The sequence below is a fragment of the Streptomyces sp. NPDC107528 genome (assembly GCF_055639295.1).
Map to the genome: position 1 here is coordinate 78364 of NZ_JBVKAV010000015.1, position 13495 is coordinate 91858.

Sequence of the window (13495 nt, forward strand, 5' to 3'; positions counted from 1 at the left end):
GCTGAGTGGGGCAGGCCCTAGGTGCGCTTGATCGTGCGCAGGGGCCGGCCGGGCTGCCAGATCTTGACGACGAGGTACTTGTCGTCCTCGATGTAGGTCCTCACGACCTCGGTGAGCTCGGTACGGAAGAGGTGGAACGGCTCCGGCGGTTCCACCTCTTCGCCGTATGCGGCCTTCGTCCCGGGGTCCTCGACCTCGATCGCCCGCCCGGCGATCCGTACGTCGCCCCCGCCCATGGACTGCCCCTCCCCGGGGTTCGCCTGGAGCGCGAACCGCGGGTCGCGGCGCAGATCGAGGGCCTTGAGCGAGTCCGGCATCATGCCGAGCCACAGCTCGCCGTTCAGGAAACGGACCTCCAGGCCGGTGGTGCGCGGGGAGCCGTCCTTGCGGAGGGTGGCCAGGACGTGGTGCGTGAAGGCGCCGAAGCGCTCCTCCGCGATGCGGGCGAGGTCCGGCTCGGCCGCGGTGAAGGTTGCCCAGTTCGCTGTCATACGGCGAGTGTGGCGCCGATACCTGACATCTGCTGTCGGGTATGCGCCCAACCGGCTCCCGCGAGCGTTGCGTGCGTCATCTTTACAGAACAACTCTGTTTTCCTGCGCTGACCGACGGTAACTTCCGCCCCGTAAGCAACCCAGTGCTGGAGGACAGATGCACGGGACGCCCCTCGGGTCCACCCCGCCCTCGCCCCTGCCGACCGACCGCCTGCAGTTCGCGATGCCGCCCATGCACGAGTCGGTCGAGGACGAGCGCCGGCACCGCAAGGAGCGGCTCGCGGGCGCGCTGCGGATCTTCGGGCGGCTCGGGTTCGAGGACGGAGTCTCCGGGCACATCACCGCGCGCGATCCGGAGTTCAGCGACTGTTTCTGGGTCAACCCCTTCGGAATGCCGTTCAGGCATGTCACCGTCAGCGACCTGGTCCTCGCGAACTCCGAGGGGCAGGTGATCGAGGGCCGCTACCACGTCAACCAGGCGGCGTTCACCGTCCACTCCCAGGTCCACGCCGCTCGCCCGGACGTCGTCGCGGTCGCGCACTGCCACTCGGTGCACGGGCGGGCCCTCGCGGCGCTCGGCGAGCTCCTCGACCCGATCACCCAGGAGAGCTGCGCCTTCTACGAGGACCACGCCCTCTACGACGCCTACTCGGGCGTGGCCGTCGACGCCCTGGAGGGCCGGCGCATCGCGACCGCGCTGGGCTCGCGCAAGGCCCTCGTCCTGCGCAACCACGGCCTCCTGACCGTCGGCGACTCGGTGGACGCGGCGGCCTGGTGGTTCCTGTCGATGGAACGCTCCAGCCAGGTGCAGCTGACGGCACGAGCGGCGGGGCGTCCCGTCCTCATCGAGCATCGGCAGGCCGTGGCCACGCGGGAGCAGCTGGGTGGGGATCTGGTGGCATGGATCAACTATCAGCCGCTGTGGCAGGACATCAGCCGCAGTGAGCCGGACCTGTTGAGCTGAGGGTTCCAGGTGCTTCCGGCTCGGGGGAGGGCTCCCGGCTTGCGGGGGCGCTGTGCGCGGGGCCCAGGCGGGCCGGCCGGCTGCGCGGGCCGTCAGAAGCCCCGCAGGACGACCGCCTTCGTCATCGCGAACTCCTCGTCGGTGAGCACGCCGTCGCGGTGCAGCTCGCCCAACTCCCGCAATCTGCGCAGGAGTACGTCGTGGTGGTCGGCTCGGGGCGGGACGGCGGCCGCGAGCTGCCGGCGGTCGGTGGGGTCCTCGACGCCGGGTCGGGTGGACGGGTGCGGCAGGCGGGCGGTGACCGCGGTGGCGACCAGGGCCGTGAGCAGGTCGCGGCGGGCGCTGCCCCACAGGTCAAGGGCGTACGGGTCCTTCTCCGGCGGCAGTTTGGAGAACACCGTCTCCCTGGTCACGAAGCGCAGGAAGCCGTCCTCGTAGCCGGAGTTGGGCAGCCATTCGACCTGGACGAGGTCGCCGACGTCGATGATGCGCGGGCCGGTCGCCCGCTTGACCCGCTCCGAGGTGTCCGACCAGTCGATCCGCACCTGCACGCCGTCGAAGGAGACCGTGCCGTCCGAGGAACGGACCGAGACCGGGACCGGTGGGCCGGGGAGCAGGTAGGCCTTGGTCGGCTCCTTGGGGATCTGGTCCAGCAGCAGCGCGCGGCGGATCTCCTCGGCGACGTACTCCGCGACCCCGGCACGGTCGACGTCCACCGTCAGCCGATAGGGGTCGGCGGGGTCGGGGAGCCGGCCGCCGGTCGCCTGGAGGAGCGGGTCGGCGCCCTCGCGCAGCCGCATGCGCAGCCGTCCGCGCTTGCGCTCGGGCTCGAACACGATGCCCGCGACGGCTTCCAGGGGTACGGCGATCTCTCCGTACGTCTGCCGGAACAGCGGCACGGAGCGGTGGAGTCCCGGCGTGATCCGGACCGTTGTGCCGTCGAAGGCCCAGGTCCCGTCGCGCTGGATGATCTCGGCCATGGAGAAATTCTCGCAGCCGGGTCAACACGGTGGCCCTGTCTTCACCCGCGCCGACCGGACCTGCCGGGTGGGGAGCGGGCGGGGTGCGGGACAATTCGTCGTCGTCGTGCGGGAGTTGTCGGTGGTGCGGAGACGCGGAGATGGCCGAAGACAGCGATGTGCGGAGACGGCGATGGCCGGTATCTGAGATCGGGCTGCCGATCGGTGTGCCATGGGGCTATAAGGCCATGAGGGTTGTCGGCGCCTGCGAAGGGCGTAGGGCCCTGAGAGTCGCGAGTCCGTGGGTTCGTGTTTGTGAGTTCGCAGGTTCGTGAGTTCGTAGGTTCGTGAGGGTTGTCGGGAAGGCGGGGCGTCGGGCGTGGCGGTGCAGGAGGCTGGGCAGGGGGCGGGCGCGGTGCTGGGCGCGCATGGGGGTGGCTGCACCTGCGGGGACTGTCCACACGGGGCGCGGGCGGGGCATCGGCGTGCGGTCGCCGAGTTCCTGCTGAAACGGGACGAGTTCGCGGCCGGGCAGGGACTGCCTGCGGCCGTGGCCCACTCGGTCTCCGCCTCCCGGCAGTGGGTCTCCGAGGAGTTGACGCAGTCCGCGGAACTCGTCGCCCAGCGGGGGCGGGCCGAGGGGGAGGCGTGGCTGGCGCGGCTGTGGTCGCGTACGGCGTGTGTGGTCTGGGCGCTGGTCGTGGCGTTGCTCCTGGGGCAGGCGTTCACGGCGATCGGCGCGGGGTGGACGGCCGCGCGTACGGCCGGCCTGCTGGCCGCGCTGGTGACGGCCGGGGCGCTCACCGCCGCGTCGTGGTTCCACCGGGGGCGGGGTGGGGCGCTGGCGCCCGTCATCGGTGAGGACAATCGGCTGTCCACGTCGCGTGCGGTGGCCGGGGCGTGGGTGCTCTTCGTCGCGTACGCCGTGCTCGTGCTGGTGGGGCAACTGGCGGTGGCGTCCGGGCACGCGGAGCGCGATGCGCTGATCGCCGGTCTTGACCTGGGGCGGGGCGCGGGTGTCGTGACCGTGCTCGCCGTGGTGTGTGCGATCGCGGTGCTCGTGCGGCGGGTCGTCGGGGTACGGGTGCTCGGACAGCGGCTGCAGAAGCTGCGGGCGGAACGGCCTCGGGCGGCGGATCTGCTGACGGATGACGCCGGGCGGGGGACGTTCGCCGACATCCAGTACGTCGTGATCGGTGGGGTTGCGCTGCTGTTCGCGGCGGTGCGGTTGGGGCGGCGGCCGGATCAGTTGCCCGATCTGCCATGGGGACTGGCGGTGGTGGTGCTGATCTCGGCGGCCACCTATGTGGCCGGGAAGTACGCGGAAGGGGGGCGGCCGGTGATCCTTTCCGTGGTGCGGGCGCGGGAGGCGGGGGATCTGGACGCGCCTATCCGTACCGGCGACGACATCGAGATTCGGGGGGCTGGGTTCGTGCCGCCGGGGGCTCAGGGGGCGGAACGGCTGTCGCGGATGGTTGTGCGGGTCGGGGCGGTGCATGTCCATGTGCCGTTGGTGCCGGTGAGCGGGGGGTTCAGCAACCCGACGGATGCGGTGCTCACTGTGCCTGTGCCGGTGGAGGTGGAGCCTGGGCGGGTGGACGTGCAGGTGGTTACCGCGGCGGGGGTGGAGACCAATCGGTATGCGATCGATGTGACTGATTGACGGTTGCCTGCGGCGGTTGGGCGGCGCGATGCCTGCGGCGGCCTGTGGCTGTTTCGGTCGGGTGCGCGTAGCGCCTGCGGGTGCGTGGTGGGTCGGGGCCGTGCCGGGGGGTGTCCGTCCTCGGACCGGCGGTTGGGGTTGGGGTTGGGCAGGGAGGGTGCCGCGTGTTGACGCCGGCCGCCGCGGGCGGACACCCCCCGGCACGTCCCCTTGCCGCCGTGGGCGACTGCGGCGACGCGGGGGTGCGCCCTCGACGCCGGTAGGGGGCGACGCAGGGTTTTCTTCGGGCGGGGGAGGTCCCAGAATTCGGGTTGAGCGGCGCAGCCACTGCGTACGTATCGTTTTTTGAGGGGTCACGGCACGGCGGGCGAGAGGCGGCTACGGGCGATGACTCACGGTATGCATTCGGACACGCACCCCCCTTACCTCGATGGCGACCGGAACTGGCGGGACTCCGCCACCCGGTATGCACTGCTTCCGCTCCGCGTCTTCCTGGGCGTCACCTTCATCTATGCCGGCCTGGACAAGCTCACCGACAGCGCCTTCATGAAGGACTCCGGAGCGGGCTCGATCGGCGACATGATGCGGGCCGTTCGGGACTCCTCCGCGATTCCGGCCATGGTCGACCTGGCTCTGGACAGTCCCGTTGCCTTCGGCTACGCCATCGCCTGCGGTGAGCTGGCCGTCGGGATCGGCACGCTGATCGGACTGTTCGCCCGTTTGGCGGCGCTCGGTGGGGCGCTTATCTCGCTGAGTCTGTGGCTGACGGTGAGCTGGGCCTCCGATCCTTACTACTACGGCAATGACCTGGCCTACTTGATGGCCTGGCTGCCTCTCGTGCTGGCAGGCGCCCCCATGTTCTCGGTGGATGCCGCATTTCACAGGCGGCGACGGCAGCGGACCGGGGGCTATCGGTAGCTCGCGGGTGGCGTCAGTGGGGTGTGTCCGGGCCCGAGTTCGGGGCCATGTCCGGGGATGGGGGGTGGGCTTCGGGCTTGGTGAGGGAGCTGCGGCGTCTGCGTATTCCCCGGGTCGTCAGCGCTACCGCGGCTGCCAGGCAGAGGCCGCCGATCACTATGGGGATCACCACGAACCATGGGGTCTCCCAGGCGTCGCCCGCGTCGCCGATGTAGATGACGCCCGCGAGGGTCAGGAAGGTGCCGGCGACCAGTCGGCCGGGCTGGAACTCATGACGTAGCACGGGTCACCTCCGCCTGTCCCACGCCGACGCTCAGGTCGAGGTCCAGCGTGCCCGCCTTCTTGGTGCCCTTGGCCGGTGTCAGGGTGAGCTCCTTGTGCTTGCCCGGTGCCACGTCCACGTCCTGCTTGTCGTCACCCGGCAGCTGGATGTCGCCCACCCCCACGTCGATACTCACCTCCACGGTCACGTCCTTGGGGACGATCACCTTGAGTTGGCCCACACCCACGTCTGCTCTTGTCGTCACCGTCTGGTTGTCGGTGAGGTTCAGGCGGGTCAGGTCGAGGGTGCCGACGCCGGTGCCCAGGTCGTACTGCTGCCGGACGTCGGTCACGGCCGCCGGGCGCCAACTTCTCTCGATCCAGTGGGTGCTGATGTCCTTGGGCAGTGCTGCCGAGGCGGCCAGCATGCCCGCGGTCATGATCGCCAGGAATATGGAGCCCGCTCCCGTGCGGCCCAGGAACGCGCTCACGGCTATGCCCAGACCGAGGACGAGCAGAGCGCAGGCCAGGCCGGTCTGCAGGCTGGTGCCGAGTGCCCGGTCCGACCAGGTCGCGCTGGTGCCGAGGGCGCCCGCGAGCAGGGCCAGCAGGAACACCCAGCCGCCGATCCAGCGGGGGCCGCGTTGCTTCGGCTGCTGGGGATGACGGGTGCGTATGTCCTGGCGGCTGCTCCAGGTGCTGCCGAGGCTGATGTTGACCGCTGCCGCGATGTCGCGGTCGCGGGAGTCGCGGGGGCCCCAGAGATAGCCCGTGCCGCCCTCGTGCGTGCCGTCCTTGACGATGGGTTCGCGCCACCACGAGGAGAGGGCGGCGGGGACGGGCGGGGCCTGGGCCTCCGGTGGAGCGTCGGCGACGGCCTGGGCGGCGAGCGGGTCGGGGTCGGGGGTGCTGCGGTGCCGCGACCAGTAGCCGGCGCCCGCGAGGAGGAGGGAGAGGACCACGGCGAAGACCAGCACACCGCCGTTTCTCAGCAGGGTCAGCAGGACGCCGCAGCCGACCAGCGCGAACAGCACGGCCGTCAGCGCCTGGCCGTCCACCCGGCCGGTCAGCAGCTTGCGCACCTCGTTCTCGTCCTCGTCGTCGTACGGGACGAGGAGCCAGGCGAAGCCGTAGAAGACAAGGCCGATGCCGCCGGTCGCGGAGAGGACGGCGAGGGTGATCCGGAAGATCACCGGGTCCATGTCGCACTGCCGTCCGAGCCCGGCGCAGACACCGGCCAGCATCTTGTGCCGGCGGTCGCGCCGGAACCGGTGCGGCGAGTCGAGTGTGCCCGCTTCCTCGGACGGGGCTGCTTCTCCGCTTTCTCCGCCCGGGCGCCCGCGGGGTTCCTCACCCGCGGCGCTCGCGGGTGCCGCGTCGGACGCGGTGCCCGCGGTGGGCACGGCGTCCGGCTCGGGCACGGAGTCCGCGGCGTGCTGGTGATCTGTCATGTGTCCATGGTGACGGGCGGGTCGGCGTGACGGGAGTCGGAATGACCCTGGTCGGACCCTGATATCGGCCCTGAGGTGGCTGCGGGGAAGCGTTCGAGGCCGTGAATGTCGAAGATCAGGGGAGTATCGGGGGTCGACCCTGATGCTCCGGTGCTCCGACCGTGTGAACATCGATGGCATGCCGGAAGCCGCAGCAGCGCCACTCGTCGAACCGCGGCCGCCGCGCAAGCTCTACCGCAGCAGCGACGGACGCTGGCTCGGGGGCGTGGCGCGGGGGCTCGCCGGGCATCTCGGCCTGCCCGTCATCTGGGTGCGCCTCGTCTTCGTCGGCCTGTTCATGGCGGACGGACTGGGGGCGTTGCTGTATGCCGCGTTCTGGTTCTTCGTGCCGCTCGGCGTCGGCGGCGTCGACGCCCAGAAGCCGTCGACGTTCACCACCGAGACCGCGACAGACGGCCGCCGCAGACTCGTCGCCCGCAAGCCGGACAAGGGGCAGATCGTCGCCCTGCTCCTCATGGTCGTCGTGGCGATGGTCTTCGTCGGCAGCGTGGACCTCGGAAGCGGTGCCAAGGCCTATCTTCTGCCCGCCGTGCTCGTCGGCGCGGGCGTCGCCCTGGTCTGGCGCCAGGCGGACAACGCCCGCCGGGCCCGGTGGATGGAGGTCGGACGGCGCCGGCACACCCTCACGCTGCTGCGTGCCGCGGGCGGCGTCGTGCTGGTCACGGCCGGCGTCTCCGGCATCTTGGTCCTACAGGGCTCCGCCGCCCACCTCGGCTCGGTCCTGCAGGCGGCGCTGGCGGTCCTTGTCGGCATAACACTCCTCGCGGGCCCGTACCTGGTCCGGATGACCCAGGACCTCTCCGAAGAGCGCCTGATGCGCATCCGCGCCCAGGAGCGGGCCGAGGTCGCCGCGCACGTCCACGACTCGGTGCTGCACACCCTGACGCTGATCCAGCGCAACGCGGAGAACGCGAACGAGGTCCGCCGCCTCGCCCGCGCCCAGGAGCGCGACCTGCGCACCTGGCTCTACAAACCCGAGGGCACCGGCAAGGACGAGGCCGACGAACCCACCAACCTCGCCGACGCGGTCCGGCGCAATGCCGCGGAGATCGAGGACAAGCACGGCGTTCCCATAGAGGTCGTGGTCGTCGGTGACTGCCCGCTGGACGAGAAAATCGCCGCACAGATGCAGGCCGCACGCGAGGCTATGGTGAACGCCGCGAAGTACGGTGGCGAGGGCGGCGCCGTGCAGGTCTTCGCCGAGGTGGAGGGCAAGACCGTCTTCGTGTCCGTCCGGGACCGCGGTCCGGGCTTCGACCTCGACTCGATACCCGCCGACCGCATGGGCGTCAGAGAATCGATCATCGGCCGCATGGAGCGCAACGGCGGTACGGCCCGGCTGCGGGCGGTACCCGGCGGTGGCACGGAGGTCGAGCTGGAGATGGAGAGGGCGGAGAAGACGTCATGAGCGACCCGACCGAGGGGAACGAGCCCGTGGAGTCGACCGGCGGGAGCGCGGGCGAGCGACATGTGCGCGTGGTCCTCGTCGACGACCACCGCATGTTCCGTACGGGAGTCCAGGCCGAGATCGGCCGGACCGAGCAGACCGGCGTCGAAGTCGTCGGAGAGGCCGCGGACGTCGACCAGGCGGTCACGGTCATCACCGCGACCCGCCCCGAGGTCGTCCTCCTCGACGTGCACCTCCCGGGCGGCGGCGGGGTCGAAGTCCTGCGCCGTTGTGCCCCGTTGATGGCGGACGCCGAGCAGCCCGTCCGCTTCCTCGCACTCTCCGTCTCGGACGCGGCGGAGGATGTGATCGGGGTGATCCGGGGCGGTGCGCGCGGGTACGTGACGAAGACGATCACCGGCACCGACCTGGTCGACTCCATCTTCCGGGTCCAGGACGGCGACGCGGTCTTCTCGCCTCGCCTCGCCGGGTTCGTACTGGACGCCTTCGCTTCGACGGACGCGCCGCCGGTCGACGAGGACCTCGACCGGCTCACTCAGCGCGAGCGGGAGGTGCTGCGGCTGATTGCGCGGGGGTACGCGTACAAGGAGATCGCCAAGCAGCTGTTCATCTCCGTCAAGACGGTCGAGTCCCATGTGTCGGCGGTTCTGAGAAAGCTTCAGCTGTCCAATCGGCACGAGCTGACGCGGTGGGCCACGGCGCGACGGCTGGTGTGATGCCGGGCTCCGGTTCGGCGGGCCGAGGTCCGCGGCGGGCCGGGGTATGGCCGGGCCGGGCCGGGCCGGTTCACACCACGCGCGTGGCCCCTGCGAACGGCATCTCGTCGAGTGGGGCCACCCGGACCGGGGCCGAGGGGTTCGGGGCGTGGATCATCCGGCCGTTGCCGATGTAGAGGCCGACGTGGCTGATGCCGGAGTAGAAGAACACCAGGTCGCCCGGGAGCAGTTCCGAGCGGGAGACGCGGCGGCCGGCGTCGATCTGGGCGTAGGTCGTGCGGGGGAGGGAGAGGCCCGCAGAGCGGTACGCGGCCTGGGTGAGGCCGGAGCAGTCGAAGGCGTTGGGGCCGGTCGCGCCCCAGACGTAGGGGCTGCCCAGTTTTGAGTACGCGTACGAAATGGCTGACGCGGCACGGGCGTTGGGTGCCTGTGCCGTGGCCGAGCCGGGAGCGGTCAGGGCGTCTCGGGAGCCTGTCGAGGAGCGGGCCGCGCGGTCGGTGGAGCCGCTCCCGCTCTGGAGGCGGGCGCGCTCCTCGGCGGTCAGTTGGGTGAGCAGAGTGCGGGCGGCGTCCAGCTTGTCGGTGATCGTTTTCCGGTGCCCTTGCAGTTCCGCCTGGCGGGACTGCAAGGAGGTCAGCTCGACGCGCGCGGCGCCGCGTAGCTGCTCGATCTCGCGTAGTTGCCTGCGGACGCTCGCGACGGATGCCGCCTGACGATTGCCGGCGCGTTCGGCGAACTCCGCGCCGTCGAGGTAGCGGTCGGGATCGTTGGAGAGCGCGAGTTGGAGTGCAGGGTCGACGCCGCCGTCGCGGTACTGCGCCGCGGCCATCGAACCAAGCGCTTCGCGCGCCGAGTTGAGCTTCTCGGTCTTGCGGGCTGCCTCGTCCTGGAGCGACCTGATCCGCCGCTCGGCGGCATCCGCCTTCTCCTTCGCGCCGTTGTACTTCTCGGTCGCGACCTCCGCCTCGTGGTACAGCTTGTCCACCTTCGCCTTGACCTGGGCCGGTGTCAGCTGCGGTTCGGCGTGACCGGTCCCGTCGAAGCCCGTCGCCGTCGCCGCGCCCGCCAGGGCGATCGTCCAGGCCGTGCGGGCCGTACTGCCGCCGACCGAGCGCTGACGGGGCTTTCGGTGCGCTGCCACGTGGACTGCACGTCCTTTCGTACGACCGCCTCGTCCCGCACGTCCGCCACGACAGCCTGGGGAGCGGACGGACGACTGCCCGCGGGCGGATGACGCGTCCGGCGACGGCCCACACAGGGGGAGCGGGCCGCCGCCGGACCTTTCTCGGCGGTGGTGTCCGACTGCCGCCCCTGGCCCGGGCGGCGGTGGGGAGCCGGTCACCTGGTGGAGGACGCTAAACCTGCGTGTGTCGGGGTGGTAACGCGTTGTGCGGAAGTGCCGGGAGCGGATCGTTGGGTGACCGTAAGTGAGCGTGATCGCAGGATGAGGGCGTCTTGTTCACGCTGTGTGCTGACCGATGTGGCGGAATGGGAGGCGGGTGGGGGCTGCGGAGTGCTATGGGGCGCATATATGCAAGGCCGGGGCGGTGGTGGGTGCCTTGACGGGGCTGATTAGGCTCCGGCCCCATGGACGTACTCATCCACCTTTTCGTCGGTCTGCACATCATCGGTATCGCCGCGTTGCTGGGTGGTTTCTTCACCCAGATGAAGGCGATGGGCCAGGGCACCGCCCGGTTCGTGCCCGCGATGCTGCACGGCGCGCTGACCATGCTGGTCACCGGCGTCATCCTCGTCGGCCTCAACCAGGCGGACGATCAGTCCGTCAACAACATCAAGATCGGCGTGAAGCTGGCGCTGCTGATCGTGATCCTCGGGCTGGTGTATGTGAAGCGGGACGAGGAGACGGTGGACAAGCGGCTCTTCGGGTTGGTGGGGCTGCTGACCACGGTGAACGTCTTCATCGCCGTTCTGTGGACATGACCGCGGTGTAGCTCAGTACTGCGCCTGCCGTGACCGCCAGCCAAGCCGCGACGGCGATCCACAGCAGCGCCTCGCCGGGGGTCTTGAGCCACGACACGTCCACTGCGGTGGCGACGGAGAGGGCCGCCGCGGCCGTCATGCCCATGGGGAACACGGTTGCCCAGCGGCGTACGTCGTAGCGCGGCCGTGGCCAGGCGATCTCGGCGAGAAGCAGGACGGCGTACCAGGCCAGGTCCAGGACGAGCAGGGCGACGGTCACCGTGCGCAGGACGTCGGTGTCGTCCTCGTTCCAGAGGTACAGGCCGGGGCTGTCGGCCGACATGAGCTTCGAGCCGGCGAGCGCGGAGATGGCGAGGGCGCCGCCCGCCACCCAGTGGTCGCCGGCGCCCCTGGCCACCTGCCGCAGGTCGAAGCGGGTCAGCGCCATGACGTAGAGCACCAGGCCGAGCCAGAACAGGACGAGGGCCGTGTGGGCGAGCCATGCCGTGGACTCGGTCGCGGCGAGGGTTGCGGCCAGGACGGCGAGGCCCTGCGTGGCCACGCAGCCGAGGAAGACCGCGCCGGGCATGCGGGGGTGCCAGCGCAGTACCACGGCGATGAGGAGGCCCGGCCAGAGCAGGGCCGCCAGGGCCAGTAGGGCCTTGGCGAGGGGTTGCCAGCCGAGGGTGGCGAAGCGGGTGCCGAGAACCGTCGTCGCGGCGATGGCGGTGAGGGCGGCGGGGGTGGCTGCCTCTTTCAGCCACCTGGCGCGGTCCCAGAGGAGCCTTGCGGTGAAGCCGCCCGCGAGAGCCAGCCAGGCTACGCAGGCGAGGGCCAGGGCGATTCGGGACAGGGTTTCGTAGCCGGTCTGGTGAAGGGCGACCGACAGGATGCCGGTTGCCATGACGGCGGCGCCGGCTGTGGGGGGACTCTGCGACCACCAGGTGTGGAGGGGGGATGCGGGGGTGGTCGTGGGGGCGGGCATGGGGTCGATGCTAGGGAGTGGGGGGTGCGGGGCGGGTGGGGGCACGCGCGCGTGTGGGGTGAAATGCACGTCTGCCGCGCGACGGTTGAGCGACGGGTCCCTGTGGCGGCCCGCTCGGGTGAGTGGCGTTCGGGAAGCGCCTTCGGGTGTGGGGTGGGTCGGGGCCGTGCCGCCGTGCGCGGGTGCGTTTGCCGCACCACTACGCGCGCGTGGCGGAGGATGTGCGCCACGCGCGCGTGTGTTCGTCAGGCCGGGCGGACCACGCTGTGGATCGACGACTCTCCGTCGTAGTAGATCGACTCCTCGCGGACGTACGCGCCGGGCTTCGGGGCGTGGATCATCATGCCGTTGCCGATGTAGAGGCCTACGTGCGTGATGTCGTCGTAGAAGAAGACCAGGTCGCCGGGCTTGGCGCTGGAGAGGGAGACCGTGGTGCCGGCGTTGACCTGGTCGTAGGTGACGCGGGGGATGTCCACGCCTGCGGCCTTCCAGGCGCCCTGGGTGAGGCCGGAGCAGTCGTAGGAGTCGGGGCCGGTGGCGCCCCAGACGTACGGCTTGCCCACCTGGGAGCGGGCGAAGGCCAGGGCCTTCTCGGCCTTGGTGGCGTACGAGGAGTCCGACGCTGACGAGTCGGAGGAGGACGAGTCGGACGAGGAGTCGTCGCTCTCCTGCTGCTGCGCCGCCTCCTGGCGCCGACGCTCGGCCGCCTCTTGCTGCCGGGCCAGTTCCGCCGCCTTGCGGGCTGCCTCCTCCTGCTTGCGCTTCTCGATCGCGGCGAGGCGGGCCTTCTCCTCCGCCGTCAGCTTCGAGAGCAGTTCGCGTGCGTCGGCGAGCTTCTTCTGGACGGTGGACTTGGCCGTCTGGAGGTCGTTCTGCGACTCGGTGAGCGTTTCGAGGCTCTGGGTGGCCTCCTTGCGCTTTTTCATCGTCGCGGACTGCTGGGTGAAGTAGTCGTCGACCGATTCCTTCTGACGGCCCGTCATGCGGTCCATCAGCTGGGTCTGGTCGAAGTAGTCCTGCGGGGTGTCCGCCAGGAGGAAGGTCGCCGTGTCGGGGGCCGAGGTGCCCGTGCGGTACTGGGCGGCTGCGTTGCGGCCGAGTTCCTCGCGCGCGTCGTTGAGCTTCTGGGTGCGCTGGGCGACGTCGTCGAGGAGGGTGTCGACGCGCTTGCGCTGCTTTGCGGTCTTCTCTTTGGCCGCGTTGTACTTCTCGGTCGCCGACTCCGCCTGGCGGTAGAGGTCGTCGACCTTCTTCTCGACCTCCTCGAGGCTCGGTTTGTCGTCCGTCGAGGGGCTCGCGTTGGCCGTCTGGGACAGCAGGGCGACGGAGGTGAGGGCCGCCGTGGCGAGGGCGGGGGTCCGTATGCCTGCTACGCGCGTTCCAGCGGGACGCGACTTGCGGTGCGACGCCAAGGGAGGCGACTCCTTCCATGCTCCGCCTACCGAGTTAGCTGTCGGGTTCGGGCGGATGGTTCGGAAGGGTTGCCCTACGGCCGCTCCCCGGGCGGGAGTCGGGCCGATTCACCCCAAGTTCGGTGGGTCCCCGGCTCCGGGTGCACGGCGGCGCTCCGGACTCGGCGGAGGCCGTGCGGCCCGGCGTCGTTCGCCGGTGGGGGTCGTACGGCCTGTCCGGCACGGTAGCCAACTCGTGTGGCCCCTGTGAAGGTTGATGTTCGATATGCCCGATACATTTTCGTGA

The 13495-nt window shown here is 70.6% G+C and carries 13 protein-coding genes and 1 riboswitch; of the genes, 6 read left to right on the forward strand and 7 right to left on the reverse strand.

Going from position 1 to position 13495, the window contains the following annotated elements; genetic code table 11:
* Window positions 1-17: 17 nt before the first annotated feature.
* Window positions 18-491, reverse strand: a complete 474-nt coding sequence (locus tag ACZ7L5_RS38705; RefSeq protein WP_328879846.1) for a pyridoxamine 5'-phosphate oxidase family protein — start codon at window positions 489-491, stop codon at window positions 18-20.
* A gap of 158 nt (window positions 492-649) precedes the next feature.
* Here ACZ7L5_RS38705 and ACZ7L5_RS38710 point away from each other — a divergent pair, with 158 nt between their 5' ends.
* Entirely contained in the window at window positions 650-1456 is an 807-nt protein-coding gene (locus ACZ7L5_RS38710; protein ID WP_328879845.1) for a class II aldolase/adducin family protein, read from the forward strand.
* A gap of 92 nt (window positions 1457-1548) precedes the next feature.
* Here the strand turns inward: ACZ7L5_RS38710 and ACZ7L5_RS38715 are convergent, their stop codons facing one another.
* The gene (locus ACZ7L5_RS38715) at window positions 1549-2436 is read right to left on the reverse strand and encodes a DUF4429 domain-containing protein (RefSeq protein WP_471523035.1); all 888 of its coding nucleotides are present in this window, start codon (window positions 2434-2436) and stop codon (window positions 1549-1551) included.
* A gap of 358 nt (window positions 2437-2794) precedes the next feature.
* Here ACZ7L5_RS38715 and ACZ7L5_RS38720 point away from each other — a divergent pair, with 358 nt between their 5' ends.
* Together ACZ7L5_RS38720 and ACZ7L5_RS38725 are read left to right on the forward strand one after the other, a co-directional pair.
* Complete coding sequence (locus tag ACZ7L5_RS38720; RefSeq protein WP_471523037.1) at window positions 2795-4078, forward strand: hypothetical protein; 1284 nt, start codon at window positions 2795-2797, stop codon at window positions 4076-4078.
* A gap of 387 nt (window positions 4079-4465) precedes the next feature.
* A complete protein-coding gene (locus ACZ7L5_RS38725) occupies window positions 4466-4996 on the forward strand; it encodes a DoxX family protein (protein WP_471523040.1) in 531 nt (176 codons plus the stop codon).
* A gap of 13 nt (window positions 4997-5009) precedes the next feature.
* Here the strand turns inward: ACZ7L5_RS38725 and ACZ7L5_RS38730 are convergent, their stop codons facing one another.
* Window positions 5010-5279: a hypothetical protein gene (locus ACZ7L5_RS38730; protein ID WP_471523042.1), complete on the reverse strand. Its 270-nt coding sequence runs from the start codon at window positions 5277-5279 to the stop codon at window positions 5010-5012.
* On the reverse strand, window positions 5266-6708 hold the full coding sequence (locus ACZ7L5_RS38735) for a PspC domain-containing protein (RefSeq protein ID WP_471523043.1): 1443 nt from the start codon (window positions 6706-6708) through the stop codon (window positions 5266-5268). Before ACZ7L5_RS38735 ends, ACZ7L5_RS38730 begins: the two co-directional genes overlap by 14 nt.
* A 178-nt stretch (window positions 6709-6886) precedes the next feature.
* On the opposite strand from ACZ7L5_RS38735, the gene ACZ7L5_RS38740 reads away from it, so the two are divergent.
* Together ACZ7L5_RS38740 and ACZ7L5_RS38745 are read left to right on the forward strand one after the other, a co-directional pair.
* Complete coding sequence (locus ACZ7L5_RS38740) at window positions 6887-8176, forward strand: ATP-binding protein (RefSeq protein ID WP_471523045.1); 1290 nt, start codon at window positions 6887-6889, stop codon at window positions 8174-8176.
* Window positions 8173-8892 (forward strand): response regulator transcription factor, encoded by a 720-nt coding sequence (locus ACZ7L5_RS38745; protein ID WP_328879838.1) that lies wholly within the window; start codon window positions 8173-8175, stop codon window positions 8890-8892. The genes ACZ7L5_RS38740 and ACZ7L5_RS38745 overlap by 4 nt, the downstream gene beginning before the upstream one ends.
* Window positions 8893-8962: 70 nt before the next feature.
* On the opposite strand, the gene ACZ7L5_RS38750 is transcribed toward ACZ7L5_RS38745, so the two are convergent.
* The gene (locus ACZ7L5_RS38750; RefSeq protein ID WP_471523047.1) at window positions 8963-10033 is read right to left on the reverse strand and encodes a C40 family peptidase; all 1071 of its coding nucleotides are present in this window, start codon (window positions 10031-10033) and stop codon (window positions 8963-8965) included.
* Between the two features lie 446 nt (window positions 10034-10479).
* Here ACZ7L5_RS38750 and ACZ7L5_RS38755 point away from each other — a divergent pair, with 446 nt between their 5' ends.
* On the forward strand, window positions 10480-10833 hold the full coding sequence (locus tag ACZ7L5_RS38755) for a hypothetical protein (protein WP_471523049.1): 354 nt from the start codon (window positions 10480-10482) through the stop codon (window positions 10831-10833).
* On the opposite strand, the gene ACZ7L5_RS38760 is transcribed toward ACZ7L5_RS38755, so the two are convergent.
* Together ACZ7L5_RS38760 and ACZ7L5_RS38765 are read right to left on the reverse strand one after the other, a co-directional pair.
* Window positions 10811-11797 carry a tellurite resistance/C4-dicarboxylate transporter family protein gene (locus ACZ7L5_RS38760; RefSeq protein ID WP_471523051.1) on the reverse strand — a complete coding sequence of 329 codons (987 nt, stop codon included), beginning with the start codon at window positions 11795-11797 and terminating at the stop codon, window positions 10811-10813. The genes ACZ7L5_RS38755 and ACZ7L5_RS38760 overlap by 23 nt on opposite strands.
* A gap of 245 nt (window positions 11798-12042) precedes the next feature.
* The gene (locus tag ACZ7L5_RS38765; RefSeq protein WP_471523053.1) at window positions 12043-13209 is read right to left on the reverse strand and encodes a C40 family peptidase; all 1167 of its coding nucleotides are present in this window, start codon (window positions 13207-13209) and stop codon (window positions 12043-12045) included.
* An 8-nt stretch (window positions 13210-13217) separates the two neighbouring features.
* Window positions 13218-13386, reverse strand: a riboswitch (cyclic di-AMP (ydaO/yuaA leader).
* Window positions 13387-13495: the final 109 nt, after the last annotated feature.

Bases quoted from the DNA above. Each gene is read 5' to 3' on its own strand.
- ACZ7L5_RS38735 (WP_471523043.1), bottom strand. From the start codon at position 6,708: ATGACAGATCACCAGCACGCCGCGGACTCCGTGCCCGAGCCGGACGCC.
- ACZ7L5_RS38710 (WP_328879845.1), top strand. From the start codon at position 650: ATGCACGGGACGCCCCTCGGGTCCACCCCGCCCTCGCCCCTGCCGACC.
- ACZ7L5_RS38755 (WP_471523049.1), top strand. From the start codon at position 10,480: ATGGACGTACTCATCCACCTTTTCGTCGGTCTGCACATCATCGGTATC.
- ACZ7L5_RS38760 (WP_471523051.1), bottom strand. From the start codon at position 11,797: ATGCCCGCCCCCACGACCACCCCCGCATCCCCCCTCCACACCTGGTGG.
- ACZ7L5_RS38705 (WP_328879846.1), bottom strand. From the start codon at position 491: ATGACAGCGAACTGGGCAACCTTCACCGCGGCCGAGCCGGACCTCGCC.
- ACZ7L5_RS38725 (WP_471523040.1), top strand. From the start codon at position 4,466: ATGACTCACGGTATGCATTCGGACACGCACCCCCCTTACCTCGATGGC.
- ACZ7L5_RS38745 (WP_328879838.1), top strand. From the start codon at position 8,173: ATGAGCGACCCGACCGAGGGGAACGAGCCCGTGGAGTCGACCGGCGGG.
- ACZ7L5_RS38740 (WP_471523045.1), top strand. From the start codon at position 6,887: ATGCCGGAAGCCGCAGCAGCGCCACTCGTCGAACCGCGGCCGCCGCGC.
- ACZ7L5_RS38715 (WP_471523035.1), bottom strand. From the start codon at position 2,436: ATGGCCGAGATCATCCAGCGCGACGGGACCTGGGCCTTCGACGGCACA.